At 44.0% G+C, this 25164-nt stretch carries 33 protein-coding genes and 2 tRNA genes; 18 read left to right on the top strand and 17 right to left on the bottom strand.

Annotation, left to right across the window (positions count from 1 at the left end; genetic code table 11):
• The first annotated feature begins 32 nt into the window (after positions 1-32).
• The 5 genes from MICH65_RS03800 to MICH65_RS03780 all read left to right on the top strand — a co-directional run bounded on the left by MICH65_RS03800 (position 33) and on the right by MICH65_RS03780 (position 3833).
• The gene (locus MICH65_RS03800) at positions 33-275 is read left to right on the top strand and encodes a hypothetical protein (protein ID WP_161932083.1); all 243 of its coding nucleotides are present in this window, start codon (positions 33-35) and stop codon (positions 273-275) included.
• Between the two features lie 292 nt (positions 276-567).
• Complete coding sequence (locus MICH65_RS03795) at positions 568-942, top strand: hypothetical protein (protein WP_161932082.1); 375 nt, start codon at positions 568-570, stop codon at positions 940-942.
• A 184-nt stretch (positions 943-1126) separates the two neighbouring features.
• Positions 1127-1498: an IS200/IS605 family transposase gene (gene tnpA / locus MICH65_RS03790; RefSeq protein WP_161932081.1), complete on the top strand. Its 372-nt coding sequence runs from the start codon at positions 1127-1129 to the stop codon at positions 1496-1498.
• Positions 1499-1551: 53 nt separating this feature from the next.
• Positions 1552-2118: a hypothetical protein gene (locus tag MICH65_RS03785; protein ID WP_161932080.1), complete on the top strand. Its 567-nt coding sequence runs from the start codon at positions 1552-1554 to the stop codon at positions 2116-2118.
• A 632-nt stretch (positions 2119-2750) separates the two neighbouring features.
• Positions 2751-3833, top strand: a complete 1083-nt coding sequence (locus tag MICH65_RS03780) for a carboxypeptidase-like regulatory domain-containing protein (RefSeq protein ID WP_161932079.1) — start codon at positions 2751-2753, stop codon at positions 3831-3833.
• Between the two features lie 41 nt (positions 3834-3874).
• On the opposite strand, the gene MICH65_RS03775 is transcribed toward MICH65_RS03780, so the two are convergent.
• The 7 genes from MICH65_RS03775 to MICH65_RS03745 form a co-directional block, all read right to left on the bottom strand.
• Positions 3875-4105, bottom strand: coding sequence for a type II toxin-antitoxin system HicA family toxin (locus tag MICH65_RS03775; RefSeq protein ID WP_161932078.1), 231 nt, complete (start codon positions 4103-4105; stop codon positions 3875-3877).
• Positions 4098-4403, bottom strand: coding sequence for a hypothetical protein (locus tag MICH65_RS03770; RefSeq protein ID WP_161932077.1), 306 nt, complete (start codon positions 4401-4403; stop codon positions 4098-4100). The genes MICH65_RS03775 and MICH65_RS03770 overlap by 8 nt, the downstream gene beginning before the upstream one ends.
• Positions 4404-4450: 47 nt before the next feature.
• Positions 4451-5407 carry an integrase core domain-containing protein gene (locus MICH65_RS03765; RefSeq protein ID WP_161932076.1) on the bottom strand — a complete coding sequence of 319 codons (957 nt, stop codon included), beginning with the start codon at positions 5405-5407 and terminating at the stop codon, positions 4451-4453.
• A 298-nt stretch (positions 5408-5705) separates the two neighbouring features.
• The gene (locus tag MICH65_RS03760) at positions 5706-5936 is read right to left on the bottom strand and encodes a hypothetical protein (RefSeq protein ID WP_161932075.1); all 231 of its coding nucleotides are present in this window, start codon (positions 5934-5936) and stop codon (positions 5706-5708) included.
• Between the two features lie 62 nt (positions 5937-5998).
• Positions 5999-6439 carry a hypothetical protein gene (locus MICH65_RS03755; RefSeq protein WP_161932074.1) on the bottom strand — a complete coding sequence of 147 codons (441 nt, stop codon included), beginning with the start codon at positions 6437-6439 and terminating at the stop codon, positions 5999-6001.
• A 34-nt stretch (positions 6440-6473) separates the two neighbouring features.
• The gene (locus MICH65_RS03750) at positions 6474-6650 is read right to left on the bottom strand and encodes a hypothetical protein (protein WP_161932073.1); all 177 of its coding nucleotides are present in this window, start codon (positions 6648-6650) and stop codon (positions 6474-6476) included.
• A 90-nt stretch (positions 6651-6740) separates the two neighbouring features.
• Complete coding sequence (locus MICH65_RS03745; RefSeq protein WP_161932072.1) at positions 6741-7385, bottom strand: TrmH family RNA methyltransferase; 645 nt, start codon at positions 7383-7385, stop codon at positions 6741-6743.
• Between the two features lie 266 nt (positions 7386-7651).
• On the opposite strand from MICH65_RS03745, the gene MICH65_RS03740 reads away from it, so the two are divergent.
• Genes MICH65_RS03740 through MICH65_RS03730 form a run of 3 tightly spaced genes read left to right on the top strand, consistent with a single transcriptional unit; the run spans position 7652 to position 10578 of the window.
• On the top strand, positions 7652-8038 hold the full coding sequence (locus tag MICH65_RS03740) for a hypothetical protein (RefSeq protein ID WP_161932071.1): 387 nt from the start codon (positions 7652-7654) through the stop codon (positions 8036-8038).
• Between the two features lie 52 nt (positions 8039-8090).
• Entirely contained in the window at positions 8091-9374 is a 1284-nt protein-coding gene (locus tag MICH65_RS03735) for a S41 family peptidase (RefSeq protein WP_161932070.1), read from the top strand.
• Positions 9375-9411: 37 nt separating this feature from the next.
• The gene (locus tag MICH65_RS03730) at positions 9412-10578 is read left to right on the top strand and encodes a S1C family serine protease (protein WP_161932069.1); all 1167 of its coding nucleotides are present in this window, start codon (positions 9412-9414) and stop codon (positions 10576-10578) included.
• 48 nt (positions 10579-10626) lie between these two features.
• On the opposite strand, the gene MICH65_RS03725 is transcribed toward MICH65_RS03730, so the two are convergent.
• From MICH65_RS03725 to MICH65_RS03690, 8 genes are all read right to left on the bottom strand, one after another.
• Positions 10627-11565, bottom strand: a complete 939-nt coding sequence (locus MICH65_RS03725; protein WP_161932068.1) for a PCRF domain-containing protein — start codon at positions 11563-11565, stop codon at positions 10627-10629.
• Positions 11566-11618: 53 nt separating this feature from the next.
• Complete coding sequence (gene rpmE / locus MICH65_RS03720) at positions 11619-11909, bottom strand: 50S ribosomal protein L31 (protein WP_161932067.1); 291 nt, start codon at positions 11907-11909, stop codon at positions 11619-11621.
• Between the two features lie 36 nt (positions 11910-11945).
• Positions 11946-12866 carry a DMT family transporter gene (locus tag MICH65_RS03715; RefSeq protein ID WP_161932066.1) on the bottom strand — a complete coding sequence of 307 codons (921 nt, stop codon included), beginning with the start codon at positions 12864-12866 and terminating at the stop codon, positions 11946-11948.
• Positions 12866-14086, bottom strand: coding sequence for a histidine--tRNA ligase (hisS, locus tag MICH65_RS03710; RefSeq protein WP_161932065.1), 1221 nt, complete (start codon positions 14084-14086; stop codon positions 12866-12868). The genes MICH65_RS03715 and hisS overlap by 1 nt, the downstream gene beginning before the upstream one ends.
• 2 nt (positions 14087-14088) lie before the next feature.
• The gene (locus MICH65_RS03705) at positions 14089-15228 is read right to left on the bottom strand and encodes a M20 family metallopeptidase (protein WP_161932064.1); all 1140 of its coding nucleotides are present in this window, start codon (positions 15226-15228) and stop codon (positions 14089-14091) included.
• 136 nt (positions 15229-15364) lie between these two features.
• Positions 15365-15439 (bottom strand) — tRNA-His (locus tag MICH65_RS03700).
• 323 nt (positions 15440-15762) lie between these two features.
• Positions 15763-16629, bottom strand: coding sequence for a hypothetical protein (locus tag MICH65_RS03695; RefSeq protein WP_161932063.1), 867 nt, complete (start codon positions 16627-16629; stop codon positions 15763-15765).
• Positions 16616-17083 (bottom strand): hypothetical protein, encoded by a 468-nt coding sequence (locus tag MICH65_RS03690; RefSeq protein WP_161932062.1) that lies wholly within the window; start codon positions 17081-17083, stop codon positions 16616-16618. Before MICH65_RS03690 ends, MICH65_RS03695 begins: the two co-directional genes overlap by 14 nt.
• A 77-nt stretch (positions 17084-17160) precedes the next feature.
• Here MICH65_RS03690 and MICH65_RS03685 point away from each other — a divergent pair, with 77 nt between their 5' ends.
• The 4 genes from MICH65_RS03685 to efp all read left to right on the top strand — a co-directional run bounded on the left by MICH65_RS03685 (position 17161) and on the right by efp (position 19970).
• Entirely contained in the window at positions 17161-17820 is a 660-nt protein-coding gene (locus MICH65_RS03685) for an MBL fold metallo-hydrolase (RefSeq protein WP_161932061.1), read from the top strand.
• A 61-nt stretch (positions 17821-17881) separates the two neighbouring features.
• Positions 17882-19201, top strand: coding sequence for a replicative DNA helicase (dnaB, locus tag MICH65_RS03680; RefSeq protein WP_161932060.1), 1320 nt, complete (start codon positions 17882-17884; stop codon positions 19199-19201).
• A gap of 87 nt (positions 19202-19288) precedes the next feature.
• A tRNA-Leu gene (locus tag MICH65_RS03675) sits at positions 19289-19372 on the top strand.
• 22 nt (positions 19373-19394) lie between these two features.
• Entirely contained in the window at positions 19395-19970 is a 576-nt protein-coding gene (gene efp / locus MICH65_RS03670; protein WP_161932059.1) for an elongation factor P, read from the top strand.
• Between the two features lie 37 nt (positions 19971-20007).
• On the opposite strand, the gene MICH65_RS03665 is transcribed toward efp, so the two are convergent.
• The gene (locus MICH65_RS03665; RefSeq protein ID WP_161932058.1) at positions 20008-20454 is read right to left on the bottom strand and encodes a hypothetical protein; all 447 of its coding nucleotides are present in this window, start codon (positions 20452-20454) and stop codon (positions 20008-20010) included.
• Positions 20455-20548: 94 nt separating this feature from the next.
• Here MICH65_RS03665 and MICH65_RS03660 point away from each other — a divergent pair, with 94 nt between their 5' ends.
• Genes MICH65_RS03660 through MICH65_RS03640 form a run of 5 tightly spaced genes read left to right on the top strand, consistent with a single transcriptional unit; the run spans position 20549 to position 23820 of the window.
• Positions 20549-21379, top strand: coding sequence for a prolipoprotein diacylglyceryl transferase family protein (locus tag MICH65_RS03660; protein WP_161932057.1), 831 nt, complete (start codon positions 20549-20551; stop codon positions 21377-21379).
• A 22-nt stretch (positions 21380-21401) separates the two neighbouring features.
• Entirely contained in the window at positions 21402-21806 is a 405-nt protein-coding gene (locus MICH65_RS03655; RefSeq protein WP_161932056.1) for a TraR/DksA family transcriptional regulator, read from the top strand.
• Complete coding sequence (locus MICH65_RS03650) at positions 21772-22191, top strand: signal peptidase II (RefSeq protein ID WP_161932055.1); 420 nt, start codon at positions 21772-21774, stop codon at positions 22189-22191. Before MICH65_RS03655 ends, MICH65_RS03650 begins: the two co-directional genes overlap by 35 nt.
• Positions 22172-22891, top strand: a complete 720-nt coding sequence (locus tag MICH65_RS03645) for an RluA family pseudouridine synthase (protein ID WP_161932054.1) — start codon at positions 22172-22174, stop codon at positions 22889-22891. Before MICH65_RS03650 ends, MICH65_RS03645 begins: the two co-directional genes overlap by 20 nt.
• Before the next feature lie 32 nt (positions 22892-22923).
• The gene (locus MICH65_RS03640) at positions 22924-23820 is read left to right on the top strand and encodes a LytR C-terminal domain-containing protein (protein ID WP_161932053.1); all 897 of its coding nucleotides are present in this window, start codon (positions 22924-22926) and stop codon (positions 23818-23820) included.
• 27 nt (positions 23821-23847) lie between these two features.
• Here MICH65_RS03640 and MICH65_RS03635 read toward each other — a convergent pair whose 3' ends face one another.
• Positions 23848-24630 carry a tetratricopeptide repeat protein gene (locus tag MICH65_RS03635; protein ID WP_161932052.1) on the bottom strand — a complete coding sequence of 261 codons (783 nt, stop codon included), beginning with the start codon at positions 24628-24630 and terminating at the stop codon, positions 23848-23850.
• Between MICH65_RS03635 and MICH65_RS03630 the strand changes: the two genes are divergently transcribed.
• Entirely contained in the window at positions 24629-25153 is a 525-nt protein-coding gene (locus MICH65_RS03630; protein ID WP_161932051.1) for a YebC/PmpR family DNA-binding transcriptional regulator, read from the top strand. The genes MICH65_RS03635 and MICH65_RS03630 overlap by 2 nt on opposite strands.
• The last annotated feature ends 11 nt before the right edge of the window (positions 25154-25164 follow it).

The raw sequence follows: 25164 nt of genomic DNA, 5'->3' as shown, positions 1-25164 counted from the left end.
AAACTGACATTAATCAGTTATTAACTCAAGCTATGTTGACTTCTGAGGAGGAGGTTAACGGTCGTATGGGGGACGGTAGAGTCTGCGTTCGGGGGATATGGTCCGATGTTGAGTGGTTGTCCTCGAGAATTGGTTATGATCTTTCTGGGGTAGATTTTTCTTCTGGGGCTGGTGCAACGATACATCAAGCAGCCAAGGTGGGTTTTGTTCCAATAGGGTTTAGTAGAAATGTTTCACCTACTTGGGTGTGTAGGGCTGATAGAGTAGTTGTCTAGCGGTAGGATTTGATAAGCAGATAGTGAGTAAGAGTGTTGTTAATAACAGTCTGCATAGGGAATATTGTAGCTGGTTGAGTAGTTATTTAGTAGCGTGGGGGTTGACACATAGAATGGCTTGATGTGTACCCGAGTTGACAGGAGGAGGGGATTTGGTATTCTGATACCAGTTGAGTAGCAGTTTAGCTGTATTGATTTTTGCCCCCTAGAGACCCATAACACTTGACAAGAGGATGACTTTGTTGTATATTAATAAATATCGGATAACCTATAGACGTACAGGAGGTACGAGATGAACAAGGTTAACCGCGTACTTTTTATGGCAGTGATTCTCATGCTGGCACTGGGTGGCTCGGCCATTCAGGCGCAGGATGAGGTTGATCTGTCGCAACCCGGTGGACTGATCGTCTTCTACGCCGACGGTTCTCGCGTGATGTGCGCAACGGAAGTGTTGGACAACGGCTGGTCTGGGGGAATGTTCGTTCCTCCCGCTGACAGCCCGTCGCCCAGCGTTTACGCTTCCTGCAATGTGCCCTACTCCCTGAGCGGGGTCACGCGCATCACCTTCAACACCGTCGAGCAGCCGGAAGTGGTCTTCGACCTGGAATGCGCAGACGGCTTTGTCCCCGACAGCCCGGAGATGTTCTGCCGCGTCCGCCCTTCGTAAGCGCACCTGTGCGCCATCGCAACTGCGAAGGGCCCTGACCGCCAGTTTTGGTATACCCATACCCGACTGGCGGTTTTTTCTTCCTTACAGGAAACCCCGCATGGAATAGCGTCACACGAGAGTAGTTAGCGTATGGAATGCGGGGATGAATGAGCATATCAGGCTGACCTGATATGCTGACTGCATGAGAAAGAGAAGCCTTAATCACTGTGCCTATCAACACCAGTACCATCTAGTCTGGGGAACAAAATACAGACGGAAATACATCAAGTCGTATGTCAAGGAAGAGTTGCTGTTAGAGTTACACCAACTGATCAAGAAATATCCCACACTGTATCTTTACGCTGTCAACACGGGTAGTGATCACATTCATCTACAAATTGAGATTTCACCAGATATATCAGTAGCCAGGGTGGTTCAAAGGATTAAGACATATACCAGCTTTCGATTAAAGAAAAAATTTAAGTTCATCAGGAAGATATATCTGGACTCTGGTATCTGGAGTGTGGGATATTTCTCATCAACAGTGGGTTTAAACGAGACATGTCCTTGTTAGATATTGATGACTGGAGATGATGTTGTTTTTTCGAATTGTGATTAAATGAAGGTGTGGAAGAGAATAAGAAGGTAGATTGGGTGAATTGGTTGATGTTGATATCGGGTTTGATATTTTTGGCTATTGTTGGTTGGTATGGAATGGTTTTGATTAAAAGTCACGTTTTTTTACGATCTCATATGGATCTGGTTAATAGTAGTTTGGCTGATGCTTCTACGATTTTGCATGAGTACAAGTCGAGTGATACCGGTGGTGTGACGACAGCATCTCCGGGAGTGTTTCTGGGAAGAGTAGGTTGTTTATTAGTTTGGAGTGGTAAAAGCGTTGATTGTTACAACACTGCAAAGAATATTGAGTCATTGATTTACTTTAAGGAGGAATTAGTAGAAACGAGCATGGAGAAGATTAATGTTATGGTTGACAAGGGTTGGGTTGAAGAAAATGCTCAATTGGCTACTAATGAGCAGTTAGTTGGTGCTTATTTGTCTGACCCAGAAGAGGTTGGTTTCTTAGAACTGATGCATGTTGTTAGGTTTGGTGATATTGTTGGTATATTGAGCAATATAGAGACCAATGAAGTTGAGAGTTTTATCATGATTTATAGAGGTAGTGGTTTATGATAAGAAAAGGGTTGTTTGTATTTGTTTTTGTGTTGGTTTTTGTTGTATTTGGATATAGTGATTTATTTGCTGATGTTTGTGAGAAGTGGACTTCGTGTATGTATCGTAGCGATACCCAGTGGTGTACAAATGGAAGTTGTGGGCCTGGATATTGTCAGGGTGTGGAATATTATTCTTGTCCCGGGGCATGTCCAGGTGATCCTGCGACGTGTGGTAGTCCCACGTTTTTTAATTGTTATTCATGTTCACCCCCATGTACTCCTTCTTGTTCTTCCCCATATTGTGGTCAGAGTGATGGTTGTGGTGGTACTTGTTCGAGTAGTGATATAGGGAACTATAGTCAGACTGGGTATTTCTGTAATTCAGGTTGTGGAACTCAAACTTGCTACAACACCTATGCTGATCCCTGTGGCGGTTGGTATTGGCAACCTGTAGGAACTACTTGTACTGAATGTGGTCCATATATTTCTGCTTGGAGTGCTTGGAGTGCCTGTAGTCCAACTACTTTTACTAGGACTAGAACTAGAACTTGTAGTGAGAACTGTGGAACTAATGATTGTGCGGGGGTAAGTCTGTCAGAAACGGAGAACTGTCGAGGAACAATTTCGGGAACTTTCTTTGATGCCAGTACGGTGAGTAACTGTTCAACTGTTGCCTCTCAACCAAAGATTGAAGGGGCTGGGGTTACCTTGACTGCTCAGGTAAATCACTCAAGCTCATACACCACTACCACTAACGTTAACGGTGCATACACAAGAGGTAATTTGCCAGTACCCGACAGCTACAACCTGACATATACAGTGGATGAGAATCTGTGGGTAACTAGCCCTCCTAAGTTGCTTTGTGATGGGTCTTTAAGTGGAATATCTTTAAGCTCTCAGGGACAGGTGGTAACCAGAAGAGTGGGATTGTATCGAATCTTTGGCGGATGGTTCCAAACTCAGGGAGGAGATATGTCCAGCGAACAAGGAATTGCTGTGACGATCCCATCGACCTGTATATTAGCTGAGAATCAAGCGTCTTGTGGAAGTGTTGATATTGGAGGAACGATATATACACCTTTGGTTAGAAACTCAAGCACTGGAGACTCGGCATTACCATTTGCACCGTCATTAAGTATTTACGAGACACCTAATGCCATTGCTAGTGGAAACAGGAGAAGCGCTTTGTCTTCCTATCAGGGTAGAGTCTTTGATTATGGTTACTATTATGCTCAAACAGGGATACTACCTCGAGAGTCCTGGAATGGATCGGGTAAACCAACAGCCAGTGAGGAAGGAACCATATATTTAAGTAGTGGCGATATTGTTATTGATTCTGATTGGAATATGGGGGGTGGTGGAGTAGATGAGAAGCTATTTATCATCCATGACGGTAATGTAACCATTACCAGTAATATTAATGTAGAGCCAGGATCTTATTTAGGCATTGTTGCTTCAGGATCAATTTCCTTTGCTAGTAATGTAACTCAAGTGGAAGGGGTGTATATGGCAGATGCCCTAAACATTGCTTCGACTGGTGATGAGAATACAGAGCAACAGTTTGTGGGTGAGGGTACTTTTGTGGGGTGGAGCAGTGTCTCGCTTAACAGAGACAGGGGAACAACTAACAATACAGCTCCAAGTGAGTTATTTATCTTCCGGCCTGACTTTGTAATTGAGGCTTTTGATGGAGTAAGATTGCCAATAACGAGGTGGCAGGAGGTAGAAGGATAGGAGGAGGGAGTGTGTTGGCAAGTGGTGGAAAGGGATTGTGGCTAGATGGTTTTTAGTATTTCTAGGTAATCATTATGGTCAATGCCGAGTGTTCTGAGATTGTTTCTGATGATGAATACAGGTAAACTTTTGTATGTTGGGAGAATGATTGGTCTTATTAGGCCTGATCTCCAGTATACACGGTGATCTCCCTTTTGCCTTTTGAATTCGCAGCCCACGTAAATTAAAAATTTTTCAAACTTTTTCCAGTGAATGGGGGTGATACTAGGCATGTGGTGTGGGTGCGTCGTGACTCAAGGAGAATAGTTTTGTTTGGTTTGATATGACGATGGGGGGTACGAGACGCTTGTTCTCTTTCTGCCATCCTAATTCGAGTAAAGCTTCTTCGAAAGTTTGGTGTTCGATCGTTTCCTCGAAAAAAATGTTTGCGGCTTCCTCAAATCGCTGTTGTACCTCTTCAAATGTTTCGCCGACTGTGGAAATATCAATTGCGGGTGAATAAGCGACAAAAACTTTACCTTCTTTGAGGATAGATACAGGGAGGTTGAATTGGATTCTTTGTCTTGGCATGCTTTGATTATACACATTTTTGAATTTTGGGGATCGTGGTGTATAGATCACCCACTTTTCGGAATCTGAGTGTTAATGAATTGAACGGGTGATAAATATTTAAGTGCGTAGTGTGGTCTTTGGTAATTGTACCAATGTAACCATTTTGTCAGCTTTTCATCAAAGGCTTTGGTATTGTAGTAAATCTCATCACTTCTTTTAATGAACTCTTTTTGGACAGTTCTGTTGAGTCTCTCCACCACTCCATTGATTCTGGGAGACCTGGGGTAAGTAAAGATGTGTTTGATACCTTGGTCTTCGAGATATCTGTCAAACACTCCAAGAAACTCACTACCATTGTCTGTTTGCACAGTGTGGACAGAGTGACTGGTTAGTTGTTCAAAAGTCACCAAGACTTGTTTGGCTGATTGAGACGACAAGGACTTAACTCGTCTCACTAAAGCAAACTTAGTAAAGACATCAATACAGCACACAAACAAATGTTTTTCGCGATTAATGTAAAGGGTAATACAATCCAGTTGAACGTATCCTGCAGAAGTGACTTTAGGAGACCTTTTGGTTCGCAACCGTGGTTGTTTACTCTTCTTTTTGAGCTTGACTTTGGTCTCAAAAGTTAATCTTCGTATCTTAACGATCTTAGTGATGGTGGTCTTGCTAATGGTGGGGATATTTAGGTCTGTCGCCAAAGCATCTACAAAGGGTTTTAGTATATTGGCACCAACGTTTCCATATTCTTTTCTCATGGTCTTGATCAACTCCACTAGTCTCCAGTCTGTGTTCATTCTCCTGAGTTCTTTTGGTTTGGTGGAGACAGGTACCAGACTGTTGAGTTTCTTGCCAGAGACTTCAAAGCGCTTCTTCCAGTCGTACAGAGTACTCTTCTTGACCCCAAAGACATCCAGGGTTGGAACAAGACCATACTTGTAGTAGTGCTCCAGAACATGGAGCCGGAAGCGAGCTACATCAGAAGTATCAAAGGTAAGTGAACTGGCTAGTGTTTTCATTACCCGACGATATGTCAGACAAGTCTTTCGATCAAATGAATATCTAAGATGAGGGTAGTCACTGGGCATTTTAAATCTTCTTTAATTGTTAAGAAGATTCCGAAATGTATCGCGATTTATACACGTGGATAATACAGCTCCAAGTGAGTTATTTATCTTCAGGCCTGACTTTGTAATTGAAGCTTTTGATGGAGTAAGATTGCCAATAACGAGGTGGCAGGAAGTGGAGGGATAGTGTGGTGGAAACAATCTGGTGTAACAGTGGATTGGGTGTTGGGAAAGAGGCTATCGCTTGTGATTAGGATGTAGAAAGTGAGAGGTGTTTTTCGACTTTTTGGATTCGGTTTTCGTGGTTGGTCAGTCTGTGAACGATGAAGGTTTGTTCTTGACGATTGGCTTTCAGCTCGGTGATGAGCTGATCCATGGAATTGAAGAATTCGTTTTTGGTGGGTAGGTTTTTGTATATTTTTTCGATTACCTCATTGACTACTTGACGAACTAGCCTGAGATCGTTTTTGTTTAAGGGCATAATATGAGTATATACCACCGCGGTGTAGTTATGGATATATAGGCTGACTATGTTTGGTGTATCTATTTTCTTTCTTCCTGCTGCCAACGTCCTCGCTGATCAAGCCAGTAGGATACGGAAGGGGTAAAGAAGATCCAAAGGTCTGTCTCGCTTGAGTTAAATGGGATTTGTAAGGAGTAAGCTGTGTCAAAAGAAATTTCTAGATCACCCTTTTTATTAAGAGAGATGTTGGTGATGGCTTTGTCTTCAAGAATGTGGATGTTTGTGTCGATTTTTTGAATGTCACTTTCAGAGGAGAGGATTTGTGCATCTTGCTTAGAAAGTATCCACTCTCCCATTTCTATGAGTAGTCCATATTCTCCTTTTGTCCTTTTTTGGTTCTTGTGATTAAGATATGGAATTTGTTTGCCGAACTCAAGAAGTAGACATGAGCCAATGCTTCTGGATGCTCTAAAACATTTTTTGCCTACGGCCAGCTGGAGGATGTTTGACCTGTTTTTCATAGGTAGTAGCCCATTAGACATTTTCTGGTGGTGGCTACTTAGCCTTGATATCCCTAGCGATTTCGACGATTTCACGATAGGGGAGATCGTCTTTGTTGGGGATTTTTCCTAACTCTTCGTGAAGCTGTCTTTGTTGCTCATTGGTCAAGCCAGCTTCTTTACCAGCGTTTCTGGCCTTTCGATTGGCCTGGCGATTCTTGGAGTCGGGCATGACAACCTCCTTTTTAATGTGGGTGCCTTTGTCTAATGGGCTTGGTTAGATTGTAGCAAATAGGGGGGTGTTAGTATAAACCTGTAGTGGTTAGGCAATGTTATCGTGGGGCCAATTTAAAAAATTGTGCCAGGAACGAGTAATTAGTTTGGCGAAACCTTGAGGTTTGAAGCGGTTTTGGCTATGTGTGAAGATAAATTTTAGTCGCTGATAGCTGATAAAGCTTAAGATAATCCCTGTACTAGTAGCCAGGTTTAGGCTTTCGACTACGCCTCTCATGGGAACTTGAATACACATATCTGCATGCTTGATCGCCTTTTTTGAGATCCCGTGTGATTCGTTACCGAACCAAACTGCCAGCCTTTTTTGAGTAAATGTGCCCTCATAGAGATTGATGTTATTGGCATCTTTTTGATGAGGTGAGGTGATAGCGTTGGTGTATAGATTCTTTTTTAGGTGAAGAGCACATTCGTCAGTGGTGGTGAAACGCTTGATGAATATCCATTTGTTTGCACCAACGCTGAGTCTAGTAAGATATTTATTTTTCCTTGATGATTCTAGGTTGTAGGGTACCCCTTTTTTGTCACTGATGATATATAGTTTTTCTACGCCGAAAGCTGAAAGGTTTCTGATTACAGTAGCGACATTTTTGATGTCGTTTGGGTTCTCGAGGACGCAGATAAGATGGCGGTTGCGTAGATGTTTGGTTTTTCTGATTCTGTTTCGAATGCTCATCGTTGTCTGGGTATGTTTATTGTAACGCTTCGTATCGTTTCTTGATTGGAAAGACCCTCTTTGTTGTCCTATAAGATATTGACGGATTTTGTGTTGTGTAATACAATGTTGGTATTCACGCCTCGTCTATGCTCAATGCTCGACGAGGTTTTTTGGTGGTATTGCGGATCGGTGAGGTGAGTTTTTCTCGTATCGTCTAAATGTGTGTCTAGAGATAACTGGAATAAACTCTAGTATCGAGTTGTTGAAGATGATAGATTGGGTATATGAGGAATTTGATGGTATTGATTGTGTTGGGAGTGTTTTTGTCTGGTTGCCAGATTGGTGGAGTACCAAGTGTTGAGAAGGTAAAGGAGGAGAGTGGTGTGCCAACGCAACAATCAGTGGTGGATATTGAGGCGGTGGGAGAAATAGATGTGGCAGTGACTGATGAAATCGCGGTACCAGTGAGGGTGAGTGCTGGCCAGGACGTGTTGTTTGTTAATAGTAGTGAGGAGGTAGTGAGATTAACGTATATGCTAGATAGGGAGATTACTATGGATTTGGGCCCTGGAGGTAAGTTTAACTTTGTATATCCAGGTGGTTTTGCTGAGGTTGAGTTTATGTGGGGAGATGGAGGAGTTGTGTTGCAGAGGCGGGATGTGGAGGAATAGATGGTTGGGGTTGTTTGGTTTTTAGAGTTTACGTACAATGAGGAATTGTCTTATGGAAAAACCTTCTAAAGAAACATCATCTAACCTTATGAGAGTGAGAGCTTTGTTGGTGGCTTTGTTGTTGCTAGCATTTGGAGGTATTGGAGGATATCAGTTGGGGGTAAGAGCAGGGGAGTCGAGGGCATACGAAGGAGGGTCGGTACTTGAGGCGGTGATAGGTAAGGCTGGTGATAAAAGCCAGGTAGACTTTGATTTGTTCTGGGAGGTGTGGGAGCGGCTTGAGCAAGGCTATTTGGAGAGCGAAAAAATAGATGCTCAGGAGATGGTTTATGGATCAATTAAGGGAATGACGGCAGCCTTGGATGATCCTTATACTGTGTTTTTGCCACCAGAAGAGAATACTCAGACAAAGGAAGATTTGGCTGGTGAGTTTGCAGGGGTGGGAATTCAACTTGGATATGTTGAAAAAACTTTAGCTGTAATGGCGCCTTTACCTGATCAACCAGCACAGAAAGCTGGAGTAAAGGCGGGTGATTTGATACTGCATATTAAGGATGAGGAGCAGGGAATTGATATAGATACAGATGGGATGAGTTTGCCTGAGGCGGTGCAGACGATACGGGGAGAAAAGGGTAAACCGATAACTTTGACACTGTATACAGAGGGAGATGTGGATAGTCGAGAAGTAACATTAATTAGAGACACAATTGTGGTGCCTTCTGTTGAGTTGGCTTTCGTGAATGATCAGGGTAGGGTAGATGAGAATGGTAGATTTGCCCATCTGCGAGTGGTTAGATTTGGAGATAAGACGTTGGAGGAATGGGAAGAGGCAGTAAGAGAGATATCGGCTAAGCCAAATCTGGGCGGTGTAGTTGTTGATGTGAGAGATAATCCCGGGGGATACTTACAAGGAGCGATTGATTTGGCCAGTGAGTTTATATCATCTGGGGTGGTGGTCCAACAACAGGGTAAGTTTAGAACAGAGAAATATAGTGTGAGTCGAAGAGGCAAGCTGATTGGTGAGCCGTTGGTGGTGTTGGTTAACAGAGGTTCAGCGTCAGCCAGTGAGATTTTGGCGGGAGCTTTAAGAGACCAGTTGAAGGTAAAACTAGTTGGTGAACACACTTTTGGTAAGGGTACAGTGCAAGAGGCTCAGGAGTTACCTGGCGGAGCTGGTTTGCACGTAACTGTAGCTAAATGGTTACTGCCAAGTGGATATAATATTCATTTGGATGGAATTGAGCCTGATGTAGTGGTTGAGAGTGTGTTCCAACCCGAAGGTGAGGAGGAGGTAGATGAGCAGCTTATTAAAGCGGTTGAGGTGCTTAAGGGTTGAAATTTGTGGCAGATAGAGATTTAATGAAGGAGTGAAGATGAAGTCTTTTTTAATGGGTTTATCAGTTTCGGTATTGGTGTTGTTTAGCGCCATTGGCGGAGCAGTGGCTGATCGGGTGTTTGTGATCAAGCCTTTGGATTATTTACTTGGGGAGGGTATAGGTGGGTTTCATTTGCCAGAGAAGAGTAACTTGGTAACACAGAAGATCTTAAATGAGGAGGGAGTGGTAATTGATGTGGCTGATAAGGCATCGGTGGGTGTGGTGACAGTAGCCGTAGAGCGAGAGCAGCGGGTAATAGAGCCAATAGAGTCACCATTTGGTTTTTTTGGATTTGGGTTGGATAGTGGTAAGACTGAGGTGATTGAGCAGGATATTGGCTCTGGTTTCGTGGTTGAAGGGGGAATGGTGGTGACAAACAAGCATGTGGTATCGGACACGCAGGCTAGTTACAAGGTGATTGATTACAACGATGAAGAGTATGTGGTGGAGAAGATTTATCGTGATCCGATTAATGACTTGGCTATTTTGCAAATTGCCGGTGGGGATAAGCTGAAGACCTTGGAGTTGGGTGATTCTGATTCGCTTAAGGTGGGTCAGTTTGTGATTGCGATTGGTACGGCTTTGGGTGAGTTTAGACACACAGTGACAACTGGTGTGGTGTCTGGATTGGGCAGAGGAATTGTGGCAGGAGATGGTTTTAGTGACTTTGAACAGTTGGATAATGTGATTCAGACGGATGCGGCAATTAACCCAGGTAATTCTGGTGGCCCGTTGCTTAACTCAGCGGGTCAGGTGATTGGTGTAAATGTGGCAGTATCAAGTAGCGGTGAGAATATTGGTTTTGCTCTGCCTATTAACGTAGTTAGAGAAAGCTTGGAGAATTTTGAGGCGACGGGTAGATTTAGTCGACCAATGCTGGGGGTGAGTTACAGAATGGTTAGTAAGGATACAGCGATTCTTAATGAGGTGACTGAGGGTGCTTATGTAATTGACGTGATGGCTGGTTCAAGTGCTGATGAAGCTGGAATTAAGCCTGGCGATATCATCACCGAGGTAGATGGACAAAGGGTGGGGGAGATTAGGGGAGGATTGGCTAATGTGATTAATACCAAGAAGGTAGGAGATCAGGTAAGTGTGAAACTGTGGAGAGAGGGTGAGATGAGGGAGTTTGCGGTAATACTAAAGGAACAGGTTGATCAATAGAAGAAAAAAAGAAGGAGATAAGTAAGGGAATGGGAATGAGTGAGGTAGTTACGACTCGAGTGGTTGTTGGTGCAGGGTGGTGATGATTTTGTCGAGTTTGCCTTGGATGACTAGATCAAGATCGTGCCAGGATTGATTGAGACGGTGATCAGTAACTCGGTTTTGGGGGAAGTTGTAGGTTCTTATCTTTTCAGCTCTTTGACCGGAACCAACGGCTTGGGATCTGGTGGTTTCAAGCTGTTTTTGTTTTTCGTCTTGTTCTCTTTGCCAGAGTCGTTGACGAAGAAGTTCTAGGGCAATGTCGCGGTTGCGCTGTTGGTAACGTTCTTCACGGACTGAGATGACTTCTCCGGTTGGTTTGTAGGTTAGTCTAACAGCTGTACTGACTTTGTTGACATTCTGGCCGCCTGGGCCGCCAGCTCGGCTAAATTGCCATTCTAGATCGGACTCCTTGATGACAACCTCTGATGGTTTGATTTGGGGTAAAACGGCGACGGTAGCGGTAGAGGTGTGGATACGGCCTTGGGACTCGGTTTTGGGAACACGTTGAACTCGATGAACACCTGCCTCGTGTTTAAAGGTGGCGTAAGGGCCTAATTTCCAAGGAGGGTTGGCTTTACCGGAGATCTTGATGATACCGTCGTCAATGGATTCGACTTTGAAGCCTAAGGAGTTGGCAAAACGAGTGTACATTTCTTGGAGATCTTGGGCAAAGATTTTGGCCTCATCTCCACCAGCGGCGCCTTTAATTTCAATGGTGGCGGGACTGTTGTCATAGTTTGAGGTGGGGGAGTTTTGTTTTTGATTAAGACTATTTTTTAGCTCTGTTAGAGCTTGGAGTAAAGACTGCTTTTGTTCAGTTAGAGATGTTATTTCAGTTGAGGCCAGATCCTTGAGGGTGGGGTCTTGGAGAAGTTTTTGGTTATCGGCAATTTGCTGATCAAGTTGATCAATTTGTTTCTGGAGATAGTCAAGTTGGTGGTCCATAGAAGCAGTTTACCTTAAAGTGTGGGGGATAAAGGGAAGATATGAACAGGTGGTTAGTTGCCGGAAAGCATTTCCTTGAGAGTCTTGGTCGGTTGAGAGGTGGTAGGAGTTGAACGTTTCTTGTTTTTCTTGGTGTAGCTGGTAGCGGCTTTTTGTTTGGCTTGGAATTTTTCGACCCGACCTTGAACGTCAACAAATCTCATTTCACCAGTGAAGAAGGGGTGGCAAGCTGAGCAGATCTCGACTTTAATTTCCGGAAGAGTTGAGCCAGTGGTGAAGCTGTTACCACAAGCGCAGGTTACTTTGGTGTCGTTATGGTATTTTGGGTGAATTGATGTTTGCATGACGAGAATTATACCATGTTAGGCGATAAATTGGGCTTAATGTTTTTCGGCAATGATAACTCCGGTGATGATGATACCTGTGGCTAGAAGCTCAAGCAGCGAGATTGATTCTGAGAGAAGGAGGATAGAGGCGGGGATGGCAAAAGCTGGTTGTAGGTAGGTAAAAAGAGAGGCTTCGCTGGCTTCGATTTTGTCTTGGCCGTAGAGGTAGAGAGTGAGGCCAAGGATAGAGCCGGGGATGGCCATATAGAGGATGGCGAGTAGTGGCCAGGGTTGGGTGAGTGAAAAAAGGGCAAGCATGGAACTGATGGGAGTTGGATTAAAAACTAAAAAGGGCACTAAAAAGCAAATTGAACCGATAATGAAGCTGATATGAGTAATGGCAAGTTTGTTTTGATTTTGGTAGTGTTTTTTGGCAAGTAGATAGTAGGCGGCTGCAGTCAGGTTTTGGATGAGTACAAGTAGATTGCCTAGGGTATCCCCGTTAATTTCTTGAGTTAGTAGTGGCTTGATAACTAGAAGGAAAGTGCCCAGTAAGGCAAGGGCTAGTCCAAACCACTCTTTGGTGGTGATGATTTCCTTTAAAAAAATCAGACCGCCAATGGTGATAAAAATGGGTAGGGCCATGGTAATTAGGGACGCTTCGACCGCAGTGGTGAGACGGAGACCTTCGTAAAGGAGGACTAGGGTTATAACAGTGCCTAATATTTCAAGAGGAATGGTTTTGATTAAGTTTTTGGGGGTGAAGGATTTGGCAAACCCGGGAGAGCGTTTAAGAATAGCTATTAGAGGTAGAGAGAAAAGAAAGGCAACAAACATGCGGCCAAAGAGGAAGAGATATGGATCAAGGCCTTGAGAGTAGCCCTTTTTGACAATTGGAGTAGCCAGACCCCAAAGCAGAGCGTTACCCAGAAGAGCAAGATAAGCCAGAGATCTAGATTTAGTCGACTTTGCCATTATGAAGAAAGCTTTGACACCAATTCAGACACTAATAGAGTTTCTTGAGCACCTTTGGTCATATCTTTAAGAGTGACTGTCTTGTCTTTAAGCTCCTGGTCGCCGATGATGGCAACGAAGGGGATGCCTTTTTTGTTGGCATATTTAAGTTGTTTTTGTATTTTGGTGTTGGGGTCTGGATAGAGTTCTGTGTTGATGCCAGCATCTCTTAGTTGTTGAGAGACAGCAAGTGAGTAACTCAAGCTATTAGAGTCTAGAGGGGATATGAGAACAGAGGATAGCGTTGAAAACTGAGGAGCTATGCCAAGTTGAATGGCGGCTTCCAGAGTGCGATCAAAACCAAGACCAAATCCGGTGGCAGGTACTTCTTGCCCTGAAATATCTAGCACTAATTTGTCAAAACGCTCACCGCCTAGAACTGAGCCTCCATCAAATCCTGGAATAACTACTTCCCAGATTGGGCCTGTGGAGTAGGAGAAGGATCGAGCAATGGTTGGGTCGAATTGATACCAGTCGCTGGGGAATCCAAGCTGTTTTAGATAATCGAGAATGGTGTTAATGGTTTGATTAGGCTTAAGATTTTGAATGGTTTGTAGATACTGCTTGGCGTCGTTTTCGTTAATACCTTTGCCAATCATTTCTTTGATAACACCGGATGGTCCAATTTTGTTCAATTTGTCGATAGCGGCGATAGCGGGGTAGGGGATATCCTTAAGGAGTTGACGGTCGTTGATAAGAACTTTGGCCTTAGGGAAACCAAGGCGTCTGAAGATATCAAGACTTAAGGCAATAAGCTCTGCATCGGCAAGAGGGGAGTCAAGACCAAAGATATCGGCATCGCATTGGAGAAATTCGCGATAGCGGCCTTTCTGTGGCTTTTCGGCTCTAAAGGCGGGTTGGATTTGATAACGTTTGAAAGGGAAGGCTAGTTGTTGACGGTTTTGGCCAACAAAGCGGCAGGTGGGAACGGTTTGGTCGTAGCGAAGGGCGACTTGTCGGCCTCCCTGATCCTCGAAGGAAAAGAAAAGTTTTTCATCCTCACCAATTTGACCTGAGAATAGACCTAGGGATTCAAGGGTAGGAGTTTCGATAGGATCATATCCCCAGAGTTCAAAGATGCGGCGGATCTTCTTTTCTAGCCATTGTCTTTGGAGAGCTTGGCTGGGTGGAAAGTCACGGAAACCTTTAAGAGTAGTGGCTTTGAGATTGTTGTTGGTCATGTTTAGATTGTATCAGGAGAACTGATAAGTAATTTATAAAATTTTGAGGCTTGGTTAATATTTTTAATTGGAACATATTCATTAGGCTGGTGAGGGCAAGCAGGATCACCAGGTCCATAGGTGGTACAAGCAATTTGGTTAAACGTTTGCCAGAGCATTTGCAGATCTACGTAACCTCGATTGTTGGGGTTGATGAATTTGGGATTATTTACCAACCGGGTAACTTTTAAGAGATCCTGTTTCTTGGTTATCCATGCACCTAAATCATGGCGAATCTTGGTTTGGATAAGCTTAAGCCCATTTTTTTCAAGCTCTGATCGTAGAAGTTTGACAACCTGTTTGGCGGTGAGTGATTGATTGGCTGGCCGGATATCGATAATGATTTCGGCAATGTCAGGAATGATGTTGCCTTGACGACCAAGTTCAAGTTGGCCTTGTTGGTTAAATCCTTGATTTTGTCCACCAGATAGGTAGGCTAGATTAAGTGTAGATGCACCTAATTCTGGCGATGAGTAGGTTTTAATTTTTCTGGTTAGTTGTTTTATAGCTGTAGTGGTGTTAGTGATAGCGTTGATACCTGAGTCGGGGTTGGCTGCATGACCAGATTTACCTTTAATGATGGCGGAAAACTCGATGAGGCCTCGGCAGGCGTAACCAAAAGCACAATCATCACCATCAGCCGAGACGATTAACTGGGGTTGTATTTTGTTTTGGTACTCTTGGGTGAACCGCTGCATGCCGGCAAAATCATATTCTTCGTCAACATAGAATAGAATCATTAGTTCGGTAGCTGGTTTTTTCTTTGGCAGACTACTTAATATGGCGGCAAGGCCTGATTTCATGTCACTAGAGCCAAGGCCAATAATGGTATTGTTTTTTTGGATTGGTTGAGTTGGTGATGTCTGCCAGTTGGCTGATGGTTGGACAGTGTCTAGGTGGCCGACAAGTAGTAGTTTTGGAGACATAGATGAGTAGGCGATAACGTTGAATCGGTTATTTTCTACATTTTGTTTAACAGTGGTTAACCAGGAGATCTTGGATAAGTATTGGTAGACATATTCGGCAATTTCCCGTTCGTTGGTCGAGCTGTCGACGTAAGAGGGAATGGAAATTAGTTTTTTAGTTAGGTCAACTGCATTCATTTTTTTGTATGTAATTGGTAGTTGGATAAGGAGTGATGTGGTATTACACCACTCCTTATCGGTTAGAAGTTAGTGATCACCGAACATGGTGATGACCTCCTTTCTATCTATGTCTGACATCAACTGTCAGACTAGGGGTGGGTGAGGGGAGTTGAACCCCCAGCCTCATGCTCCACAGGCATGTGCTCTGACCAGGTTGAGCTACACCCACCATGAGGACAAAAAAGCCCCCGTTTTCCACCTACTACGTGCGTAGTAAGTGAAGAACGAGGGCTATCTTGTTGGATTTTGACCAACAAAAAAGGACCCCGCGGTCCCATCTTCATTCTGCCAAGTTATGAGCATGGCAGCTCTTGGTCCCGACTCGGTTACCCAACTGGGTGACATCAGGTGTGATCCTTTGTACGGCGATGACTTCCGTCTGGTATTTGGCCAGCAGCTTGTGAGGCGTGACTCTCACTTAGCGCTTTATAGACTATCTGTTAAAGTGGTTGTAAGTTTAAATGAATAAAGAGGGAATGTCAAGAATTGTGGTTATTCAGCACAGTCGGCTGGACAAGTTTCGGGTGTTTCTGGATCGGGACAGTCCATGCCAAAACAAGCAACATTCTGGCAAATGCCGTCGCCGCAAGTGGAGGCTTGTTCTTCGGTTGGTGTTTGAGTCGGGTTGTTGGGATCAAGAGGGAAGACAATAAGGGTGTTTAGGGTAACGGTGTCTCTTGATTCGTTGACAGTGAAGATGACGGTGGTTCTTTGGTTGGGCTGTAAATCAGAAATCTCTTGAGCTTGACCATTAAGAAGGATGTTAGTTTTTGAGGTAATATCAAGAGGTTCTTCAAGTTCTGGGTGGGAGTTTAGTAGGGTAATGGTGTCGTTGTCTAGGTCAATATCGGTTATGGTTGCGTAAGCTACTTGGACGTAAATACTGGGTTTGGTATAGGTGTCTAAGATAATGCGGTCGGCTTGAAGTAAAGTAGAGGAGCTGGGTTGGCCGATGGCGATAATGTAGCTGTTTATCTCAAGGTCATCAGAGTCTATGGATTTGCCAGACTTAGTAAGTTGTGTTTCACTGGTGAAGCTAACCTGGTGAAGATATTCGGCGGTAGTGTCTGGGTTGACTCTGACAGTGATTTGGGACTGGGTGAGTGAGTCTATTACTCCAACTACGGCTTTAAGCTGACTTTGTTCAACGACCTCCTGAGCTGTGTCAAGATTTTCGTCCAGAGCTTTTTTAATACGGTCTTGGAGAGATTTCTCGATTTCTTCTTTGGTGCTTGAAGAGGTAGCTTCGTCTTCTTGAGCAAGAGTTAGGTTGAGTGGCAGCAGAGCGAGGGTGATAATGAGAAGAAGAAGGATTGTTAAGGTTTTGATCGGGTTATGGTTCATGTTAGTTTTCGTCATTTGATTGAGTGTCATCGTCGCTATCTGACTCAGTAGGAGGCGAGGTATAAACCAGATTGAGATACGAGTCTTGGCGTTGGCCTGATGGGGTAATTGAGGTTACTTGAATTAAGTTTCCGCCGCGGATTAGAGTAATGGATTGAGAAAAGGAGCCGTCTTCGTTGATGTCTGGAACTAGATGGTCATCTTCAGTGATGATAACAAGGGCGTTTTGGGGATCAGTTTGACCACTGATGGTAGCTTGGGGAGTATAGAAGATATCTCCATCTTGGGGAGAACTGACGGTTAGGGCCTGGTTGTTTGACGGGGAGTTTTCAGTTTGGCTTTGATTGGTTTCTTCAGTCGGGCTATCAGTATAGGTGGAGGAGGCTTGGTTGGCGGTGTAAATACCGTAAACAAGGATAGAGCCTAAAATAAGGCCAAGTATGATGGCAATGAGGACTTCCTTGCGCATAGCAGGCCAGAGTATACAAGCTTCGGGGTTGAGGTGCAAGCTGATTGGTCAATTTTAAGTGTGATATATTGATTGGGATGGATATTAAGTATTTGGGCCACTCCAGTTTTAAGATCAGAGGCAAGTCAGGGAGTGTGGTAACTGATCCTTTTGATAGCAAGATGGTAGGGGTGGATTTCCCGAGAGTATCGGCAGAGATTGTGACGGTGTCTCATAATCATGAGGATCATAATCAGGTAAGTAAGGTTAGTGGAACATCTAATAGGAGTGAACCATTTGTGATTGATAGAGTGGGTGAGTATGAGGCAAGCGGGATCGGAGTGATCGGGGTAAAAAGTTGGCATGATGATGAGGAAGGATCAAAAAGAGGTGAGAACATTATTTATGTAATACAAATAGAGGGAGTGATTGTGGCTCATTTGGGTGATTTGGGCCATGTGTTGAGTGATAAGCAGGTGTCAACGATTGGTCCGGTTGATGTATTGTTGTTGCCGGTGGGAGGTACGTACACGCTGGGACCTGGTGATGCTGTTAAAGTGATTGAACAGCTGTCACCATCAATTGTGGTGCCGATGCATTATAGAGTGAAGAGCTCGACTGAGTCCTTTAAAGACTTGGTAACGGTGGATGAGTTTTTAGAGAAGGCAGATTATGGTGGTGTAAGGAGAGAGGAAAAGCTGTCATTGAGTAAGACGAGTTTGCCGGAAGAGACTGAGATAGTGGTTTTGGAGGTTTAGTTGTATTTTTGTGGATTATAAAGTTGTGTAGTGGCAAAAATAGTGTAGATTGGTGTTTAAGATGAGTAATGATGTCAGAGTACCCCCACATTCCAAAGATGCCGAGAGGTCAGTATTGGGTTCTTTGTTGATGTCTAAGGATGCAATGATTGAGGTGGCTGAGTTGCTTAAGGAGGACATGTTTTATGAGGATGCACACCAGCATATCTATGAGGCGATGAGCACGCTTTATGAGAATCGAGATCCGATTGATGTCGTGACGGTATCTGAGTGGTTGAAGCGCAAGAAATGGTTAAAGGGCGTGGGGGGGGTGAGTTATTTAACTGAGTTGGTTAACAGTGTGCCGACGGCGGCTCATGCGGCAGGGTATGCCAAGATCGTCAAGGATCATTATGTAAAAAGGCAGATGATTGAAGCTGCTTCTGAGTTGGTGACGCTAGCTTTTGATGAGGGAAGTGAGACAGAGAACGTGCTTGATCAAGCAGAGCAAGCTGTTTTTTCACTTAGTCAGAGAAATGTAAAGAGAGGTTTTGTTCACGTAAAGGATGCTTTGGCGGAGAGTTTTGACAGACTTGACGAGCTACACAAAGCAGCGGGGGGGATAAGGGGGGTGCCGACTGGTTTTAAGGACTTGGACTCGGCCTTGGCGGGAATGCAGGAGAGCAACTTGCTTATCTTAGCAGCCAGGCCGGGCATGGGTAAAACCTCTTTGGCTTTGAATATGGCCAGACACGTAGCGGTTGATTTAAAGATACCGGTTGGGTTCTTCTCATTGGAGATGAGTAATCTTGAGTTGGTGGATCGCTTGCTGGTTGCGCAGGCTGATATTGATGCGTGGAAGATGAAGACAGGGAACTTAAAGGCAGATGAGTTTACGAGATTGTCTGAGGCAATGGGAGTATTGGCCGATAGTCCTTTGTTTATTGACGATACGCCTGGTATATCTATTCTGGAGATGAGAACAAAGGCAAGAAGGTTGCAGGTGGAGTATGGAGTGAAGATGATAATGATGGACTATTTGCAGTTGGCGACAGCGTCAGGACGTTTTGATGGTAGAGTGCAGGAGGTACAGGCGATTTCACAAGGATTAAAGAATCTAGCTAGAGAGTTAAAGGTACCTGTAGTAGCGTTATCCCAGTTGTCTAGGGCAATTGAGCAGAGAGGAACTAAGGTACCTCAACTATCTGATTTGAGGGAGTCTGGAAGCATTGAGCAGGATGCTGATGTGGTGATGTTCTTATATAGGGAAAGTGATGAGGATCTGGAAACTTACAAGTTAAATATTGCCAAACACAGGAATGGTCCATTAAAAACGATTGACTTAAGATTTAGAGGTGATCGGATCAGCTTTTTTGGGGTGGATAGAAAAAGGTCCAATTGATGGCTAAAGATTGATTTTTGAGTTAAAATTGGGGGGTGAGTAAAAGTGCTTTTGGTTTTTTTAACAACCTTTAAGTCTTTTTAGTCTGCCTGGATGGCGGAACCGGTATACGCGCAGGTCTCAAAAACCTGTGGAGGCAACTCCTTGTGGGTTCGATTCCCACTCCAGGCACTATTATTGATTAGCATATTGAATGGCTATGGCAACAATCGATGTAAACAAATTAAAGATGGGGGTGACTTATGTAGATGATGATGGTCAGCCGTATAGGGTGATGAGTTTTGATTTTCATAAAATGGGAAGAGGGAAGGCTAATATCAAGGTGAAAGCGAGAAACTTGATGACTGGGGCGATTATTAATAAATCATACTTGTCAGGGGGAAGGGTAGAGAGCGCTGATTTAACCAAAACCGAGATGCAGTATTTGTACAGCGACGAGGAAAAAGCTTACTTTATGGATCCTTCTAGTTATGAGCAGATTGAGATTAAAAAAGAGGTGTTGGGCGATGATCTAGAGTATTTGGTGGAGGGTAAGAATGTATGGATGGTGAGCTGGGAGGAGAAAGTTTTGGGAGTAGAGTTACCGCCGTCAGTGGAGATGAAGGTGGTCGAGACTGAGCCTTGGATTAAGGGGAATAGTGCTACCAATGTATACAAGCCGGCGACGTTGGAAAGCGGGTTGGTAATCCAGGTACCCTTGTTTATCAAGACCGGAGACACCGTCAAGGTAAATACAGCAACCACTAGCTATGTGTCCAGGGTTAGTTAAGGATAGCTTTGAAAAAAGTTTTTTCTAGAGAAGGGGACTATCGTAAGAAGTAGATGGCGATGATGATGAGAATTTGAGGGATAAGGCCTGGTAGTTTATCTGGGATTGAGTTGTGGAAGCGGTGATGAAAGTTGTTGAAGGGTTTTAAGAAGACTGGTTCAAAGTTAAGAAAGTTTCTTGGGAATTCTACAAAATCGGGAAGGAGGCCAATAAACCAGCCAACCCATGGCCAGATACTGAAAGGCTGACCATATTGGAAAAAAAGGTAGACGATGAGAATAGAGAGAGGAAAATCTAGAAAAAGTTCTTGATAGAAGGCGTTTTTTTTGGTTTTGTGGCCATTACTGATACCCTGACCAACATCCCAGTGTTTAATATAGTCTTCAAGATAATGTGAGCCTAGGGCAAGGGGAATGGAGATAATAGGATAGGGAATCTTGGTGGTAATAAAGGCGGCTGTGGTGGCGTGGGTAACGGATAACATAACTTGAGGGTCTTTTTCGAGTATAGCAAAATAGTGATGAAATAGAGTAGGGGAGTGATTTGGTTTTATTGGCTGGGTGTTTTATGATAGGAACATGCTACCAGTGATACTTAAAGTAGGAAGAGTTGAGATATCTAGTATGGGATTGATGCTAGTGATTGGTGTACTGATGGGTCTGTTCGTGGCGTGGAAAAAGGCGAAGGAGTCTCATGTTGAGGATAAGTTTTTTCTGGACAGTGCATTTATGAGTTTGTTTTGGGGTTTGGTGGGGGCTAGAGTTGGGTACATCCTGACTCATTTTGGTGAGTTTGGTTTTAGCTTACTTAAGTGGTTGTGGCTGAGTAATTATGTGGGGTTGTGTTGGTGGGGTGGGTTGATTGCGGGGGTAGGGTATCTGTGGTGGAGATTGAGAGACAGTGAAGAGGATGTTTTTTTGTGGCTTGATTATGTAAGTTTGGGTGTGGCGGCAGCTTTGCCGTGGGGTTTTTTAGCGGCATTTTTGAACGGAAGTTATTTAGGGGCTGAGACACAGGGTTGGTGGGGTGTTAATTTTCCGGGTTATGAAATGAAATTGGTACCGGTTCAACTGATCATGTTAGTTATTAGCAGCGTCTTTTTCTTGTGGTGGTGGAGGATGGAGGGAGAGTACAGGACTTTGTCATGGTATCGAGCGGGAAGGGTTGCGGCCAGAACTGGATTTCTATGGTTTGGTTGGTTGGTGTTTTTGGGTTTGAGTTTTTCTATGGCGAGTTTGTTTAGGGGTGAGCAGACCCAGGTGTTTGGAGTGGCCTTAGATATGGTCATGGGGTTATTATTAATAGGCATTGGAGTGGTAGGAATATATCAAAGATCAGGAAGAAGATTTTGGGAGGATATATCAAGGTTAAAGCGAAGAAAGGGTAGGCAAGAAACTTTTAAAAAGTAGGAGGGTGGTGTAAACTAGGATAATGGCTGAAATTAAAAGCAAGGTTAGACAAGTGGTTAGGTTTCCTTCGTGGGTGTTAAAACCAATTAAGGACTATCTTCTTAATGAGGAAAAGAGATTAAAGAGGCAGAAGAAATCGTTGACAAAGGAGGATCCGTTTTCTGATACAGATAGGGTTGATAACAATGCAGCAGTTGATACTGAGGTAGCTGAACAGATGGGGCATGAGCGAGTCCAGGCAATTAAGCTGGAGGTGGATAAGGGCTTGATTAATATCAGGAAGGCTTTAACAAGGATTAAGGTGGGTAGTTATGGTACTTGTGCTAGATGTGGCAAGCTTATTGATACTGATAGGTTAGCTATTAATCCAACAGCTGAGTATTGTGTTGAGTGTGAGAAAAAAATGGAGTCTGCTAAGCTTAAATAGTTTTGGTTTGGTATTGTTGCTGGTTGATTTTTTAAGCAAGCGTTGGTTTTGGAGTAGGGGAGAGTATGTTGAAAATACGGGGGTGTCTTTTGGGTGGCAGTTTGGGACTGATTGGTGGTGGATATTGGTATTTGTCTGTTTATGTTGGTGGTGGCTGAGACTTAAAGATGAGAGTCGGGTAGGGGAGAGAGTGATAATTTTGGGTGGAGTGGCTAACCTGATTGATCGTTTTGCTTATGGACGGGTGATTGATTGGATAAACTTGGAGTTTGTGGGTTTGTGGATTAACCTGGCTGATTTGTATATTAGCGCTGGGCTTGGGATAATGCTGATGGATTATTGGCGATTTAGAAATAAGCAGGTTAATGAAAATAAAGAAGCTTGAGATTCCGGTTTTGTATGAGGATAATGATTTGCTGGTGATAAACAAGCCGGCGGGAATCGTGGTAAATAGGAGTGAGACGGCTGGAACAACAGTGCAGGATTGGGCAGTAGATAAACTAGGGATTGGTGAGGCTACGGGTGAGTTGATGCGGGCTAGGGGTGGATTAGCACATCGATTGGATAAGGAGACAAGTGGTTGTTTGTTGATAGCTAAAAATGAGGAGAGTTTAAAGGAATTGATGCGCCAATTTAAGGCTAGAGAAACAAAAAAAAGTTACGTGGCTTTAGTACACGGTTGGCTGGAACCAAATGAGGGGGTGATACGACTACCAATTGCCAGAGATGCGCTTTGTCGAGAAAAAAGGAAGGTGAATTATGAGGGTAAGCAGGCGGAGACGAGGTGGCAGGTGATAAAACTGCTAACTAAAGAGGGTGGTAGATATAGCTTAGTGAGATTGTGGCCGAAAACTGGTCGAACACATCAGATACGAGTTCATATGAAGCACTTGAAACATCCTTTATTTGCCGATTTGATGTATTTGGGTAAGAAAGCAAAGGTTGATCGCGAGATATTGTCTCGACATTTTTTGCATGCGGAAATAATTGAGTTTAACCATCCGCGAAGTGGAGAGAGAATGGTGATTAAGGCTGAATTACCCGCTGATCTTGAGAAAGTGTTGGTAGATTTTGATATGGTTTGATAGAGGGGTGTAGGTTCTGGTAGAGTGAAAGGATGAGGCGTGATTATGGTAGGGGAAAGAGTAATTCAGGAAGGAGTGGGTGGTGGTTGATGGCTACCGTATTGATATTGTCGATACTAGTGTTTGGGTGGTTGGTGTTTGAGAAGGGTAGGTCAAAGTGGGGTGAGAATCGTTTTTATATTACTGCAGTAGTTGAGGATGAGTGGATAAGGGTGGTAGGGGTTAATTCAAGGGCTAAGAGAGCGGTTGAGGTGGTCATTCCTGGCGAGGTGATGGTTCCTTTGGTGGGTACCCAGGGTGAGTTAAAGGTAAAATCTTTATGGCGATTTGGTGAGAGTGAGGGAAGACCGGAGGAGATGGTAAGGCGAAGTTTAGAGAGTTGGATGGGGGTTAAGATTGATGCGGTTTGGCGAGGTGATGCAGCTTTTGAATGGAGTAGAGTTTGGTCTGGAATGGCGGAGAGCAAGTGGGATAGTTTTAGTACAGTTAAGGCATGGAACGAGTTAAGAGATGATCAAAGGGAGAGTTTGCGGATCCCGTCGAGATTGACAAGTATGAAGGTAACTCCAGATGGCCAGACTGAGGTAAGGGTAGATAAAGGAGGATTATGGGCATGGATGGAAGGGTTATGGGCAAGTCCGGCGATACTGGCTGAAAGTTTAAGTTTTGAGGTGATAAACGCAAGCGGTGAGCCGGGTATGGCTAGATTGGTGGAGCAGATGATTAAGTCGGCTGGAGGAGTGGTGGTGTTGGTAGATACGGCTGAGGTTGAGGATGGTTTGTGTTGGTACGAGAGCGGGGGTGAGAGTGAGTCTGTGAGTATTGATTGGCTTGAAAGACAGATGGGTTGTGGAGAGAGAACTGGGAATAGGGTGGGTGGTGATGTGAGGGTGGTAATAGGAAAGGAGTGGGCGGAAAGGTACAGATAGGGATAGTGATGAAACGGGGAGGTTTTTTTAAGTCTCTGACTCGGGTAGTTCGAGAGGAACTTCGGCGATGGGGTCAGTGGGGAGAAGAGCAAAATAGTTTTTGGTGTCTTTTAAAGGAAATGAGGGAAGACCTTTGAGACGTTTTGATTTATGGATTTCTCTGATAAAGATTTCTATTTGAGAGCGGGAGATATTTCTGATGGCAGCTTCGTATTTGTTGCCGAGTTTGATAAGGCGGAGTAAATAGCGGGATAGATCGTCAGGAAGTGAGCCGATGCAGGTGCCTTGCGTAGTGAAAACACTGATACGGCGCCTGTAAGGCTTTAAAATGACTACCTGTGAAGTATCAAGAGAGTTGATGACTTGCTTTGGGGCTAGTTTGGTTAATGAAGCAGTTTTCGTTTTACCTGGTTCCTCAATGAAGCTGAATGTTTTTTGAGGATGTGAGTTGGTGATGTCTGATGATGGAGTACGAGGTGGAGACTTTTTAATACGAGAGAGGTTGGAGATGGCAATGTTGTTAAAGCGGTCAAGTTTTAGGACTTTTTGGTAGGTTTTTTTAGCCTTGTCTGGCTCATATGATTTTTCGTAGGCTTTGGCTAAACGATTAAGGGTGGGGATGTCGTTGGGTTTGTGCTGGAGAATGTGAAGATTGAGATCGATGGCTTCGGTCCAGGATTGAGAAAGGGCTGCCTTGATAGATTTGTTGATAAGGTCTGGCAGGTTAGGATTCATAAGCTGAAGGAAAATGTAAATGATTGTGGAGATGACGTCAAGGGTTAATTGTTGAGGTGCTATAATACTGGGCATGTCAGGACACAGTAAATGGTCAACTATTAAACACAAGAAGGCAGTTGTTGATGCCAAGAGAGGTAAAACGTTCACAAAAGTTGCTCGAATGATCACGATTGCGGTAAAGGAAGGAAACAGTGGTGATCCTGCGATTAATCCGACGCTGCGATTGGCAATTGATAAAGCTAGGGAAGCTAATATGCCCAATGACAACATTAGAAGAGCGATTGATCGGGGATTGGGAAAGGGGAGTGAGGGGAAGATGGAGGAGATTGTGTATGAGGGTTATGGAGTGGGTGGTGTAGGAGTGATTGTGAAGGTATTAACTGATAATCGGAACAGGACATCAGCAGAGATTAAAAATATATTTGATAAGAATGGGGGAAGTTTGGGTGCGCCTGGGTCGGTTGCTTATTTAAAAACAATTGAGCCAACACCTAAGATAACGCTTGAGGGTAAGGATAAGGATGCAGCTGAGAGACTGATTGAGACTTTGGATGAACATGATGATGTGGTTGAGGTCTGGAGTAATTTGGCTTAAGCTAGAGGGTA

Source organism: Candidatus Chazhemtobacterium aquaticus (assembly GCF_009936135.1).
Classification (GTDB): Bacteria; Patescibacteriota; Microgenomatia; order UBA1400; family Chazhemtobacteraceae; genus Chazhemtobacterium; species Chazhemtobacterium aquaticus.
This window is presented reverse-complemented; position numbering and strand designations above follow the sequence as displayed.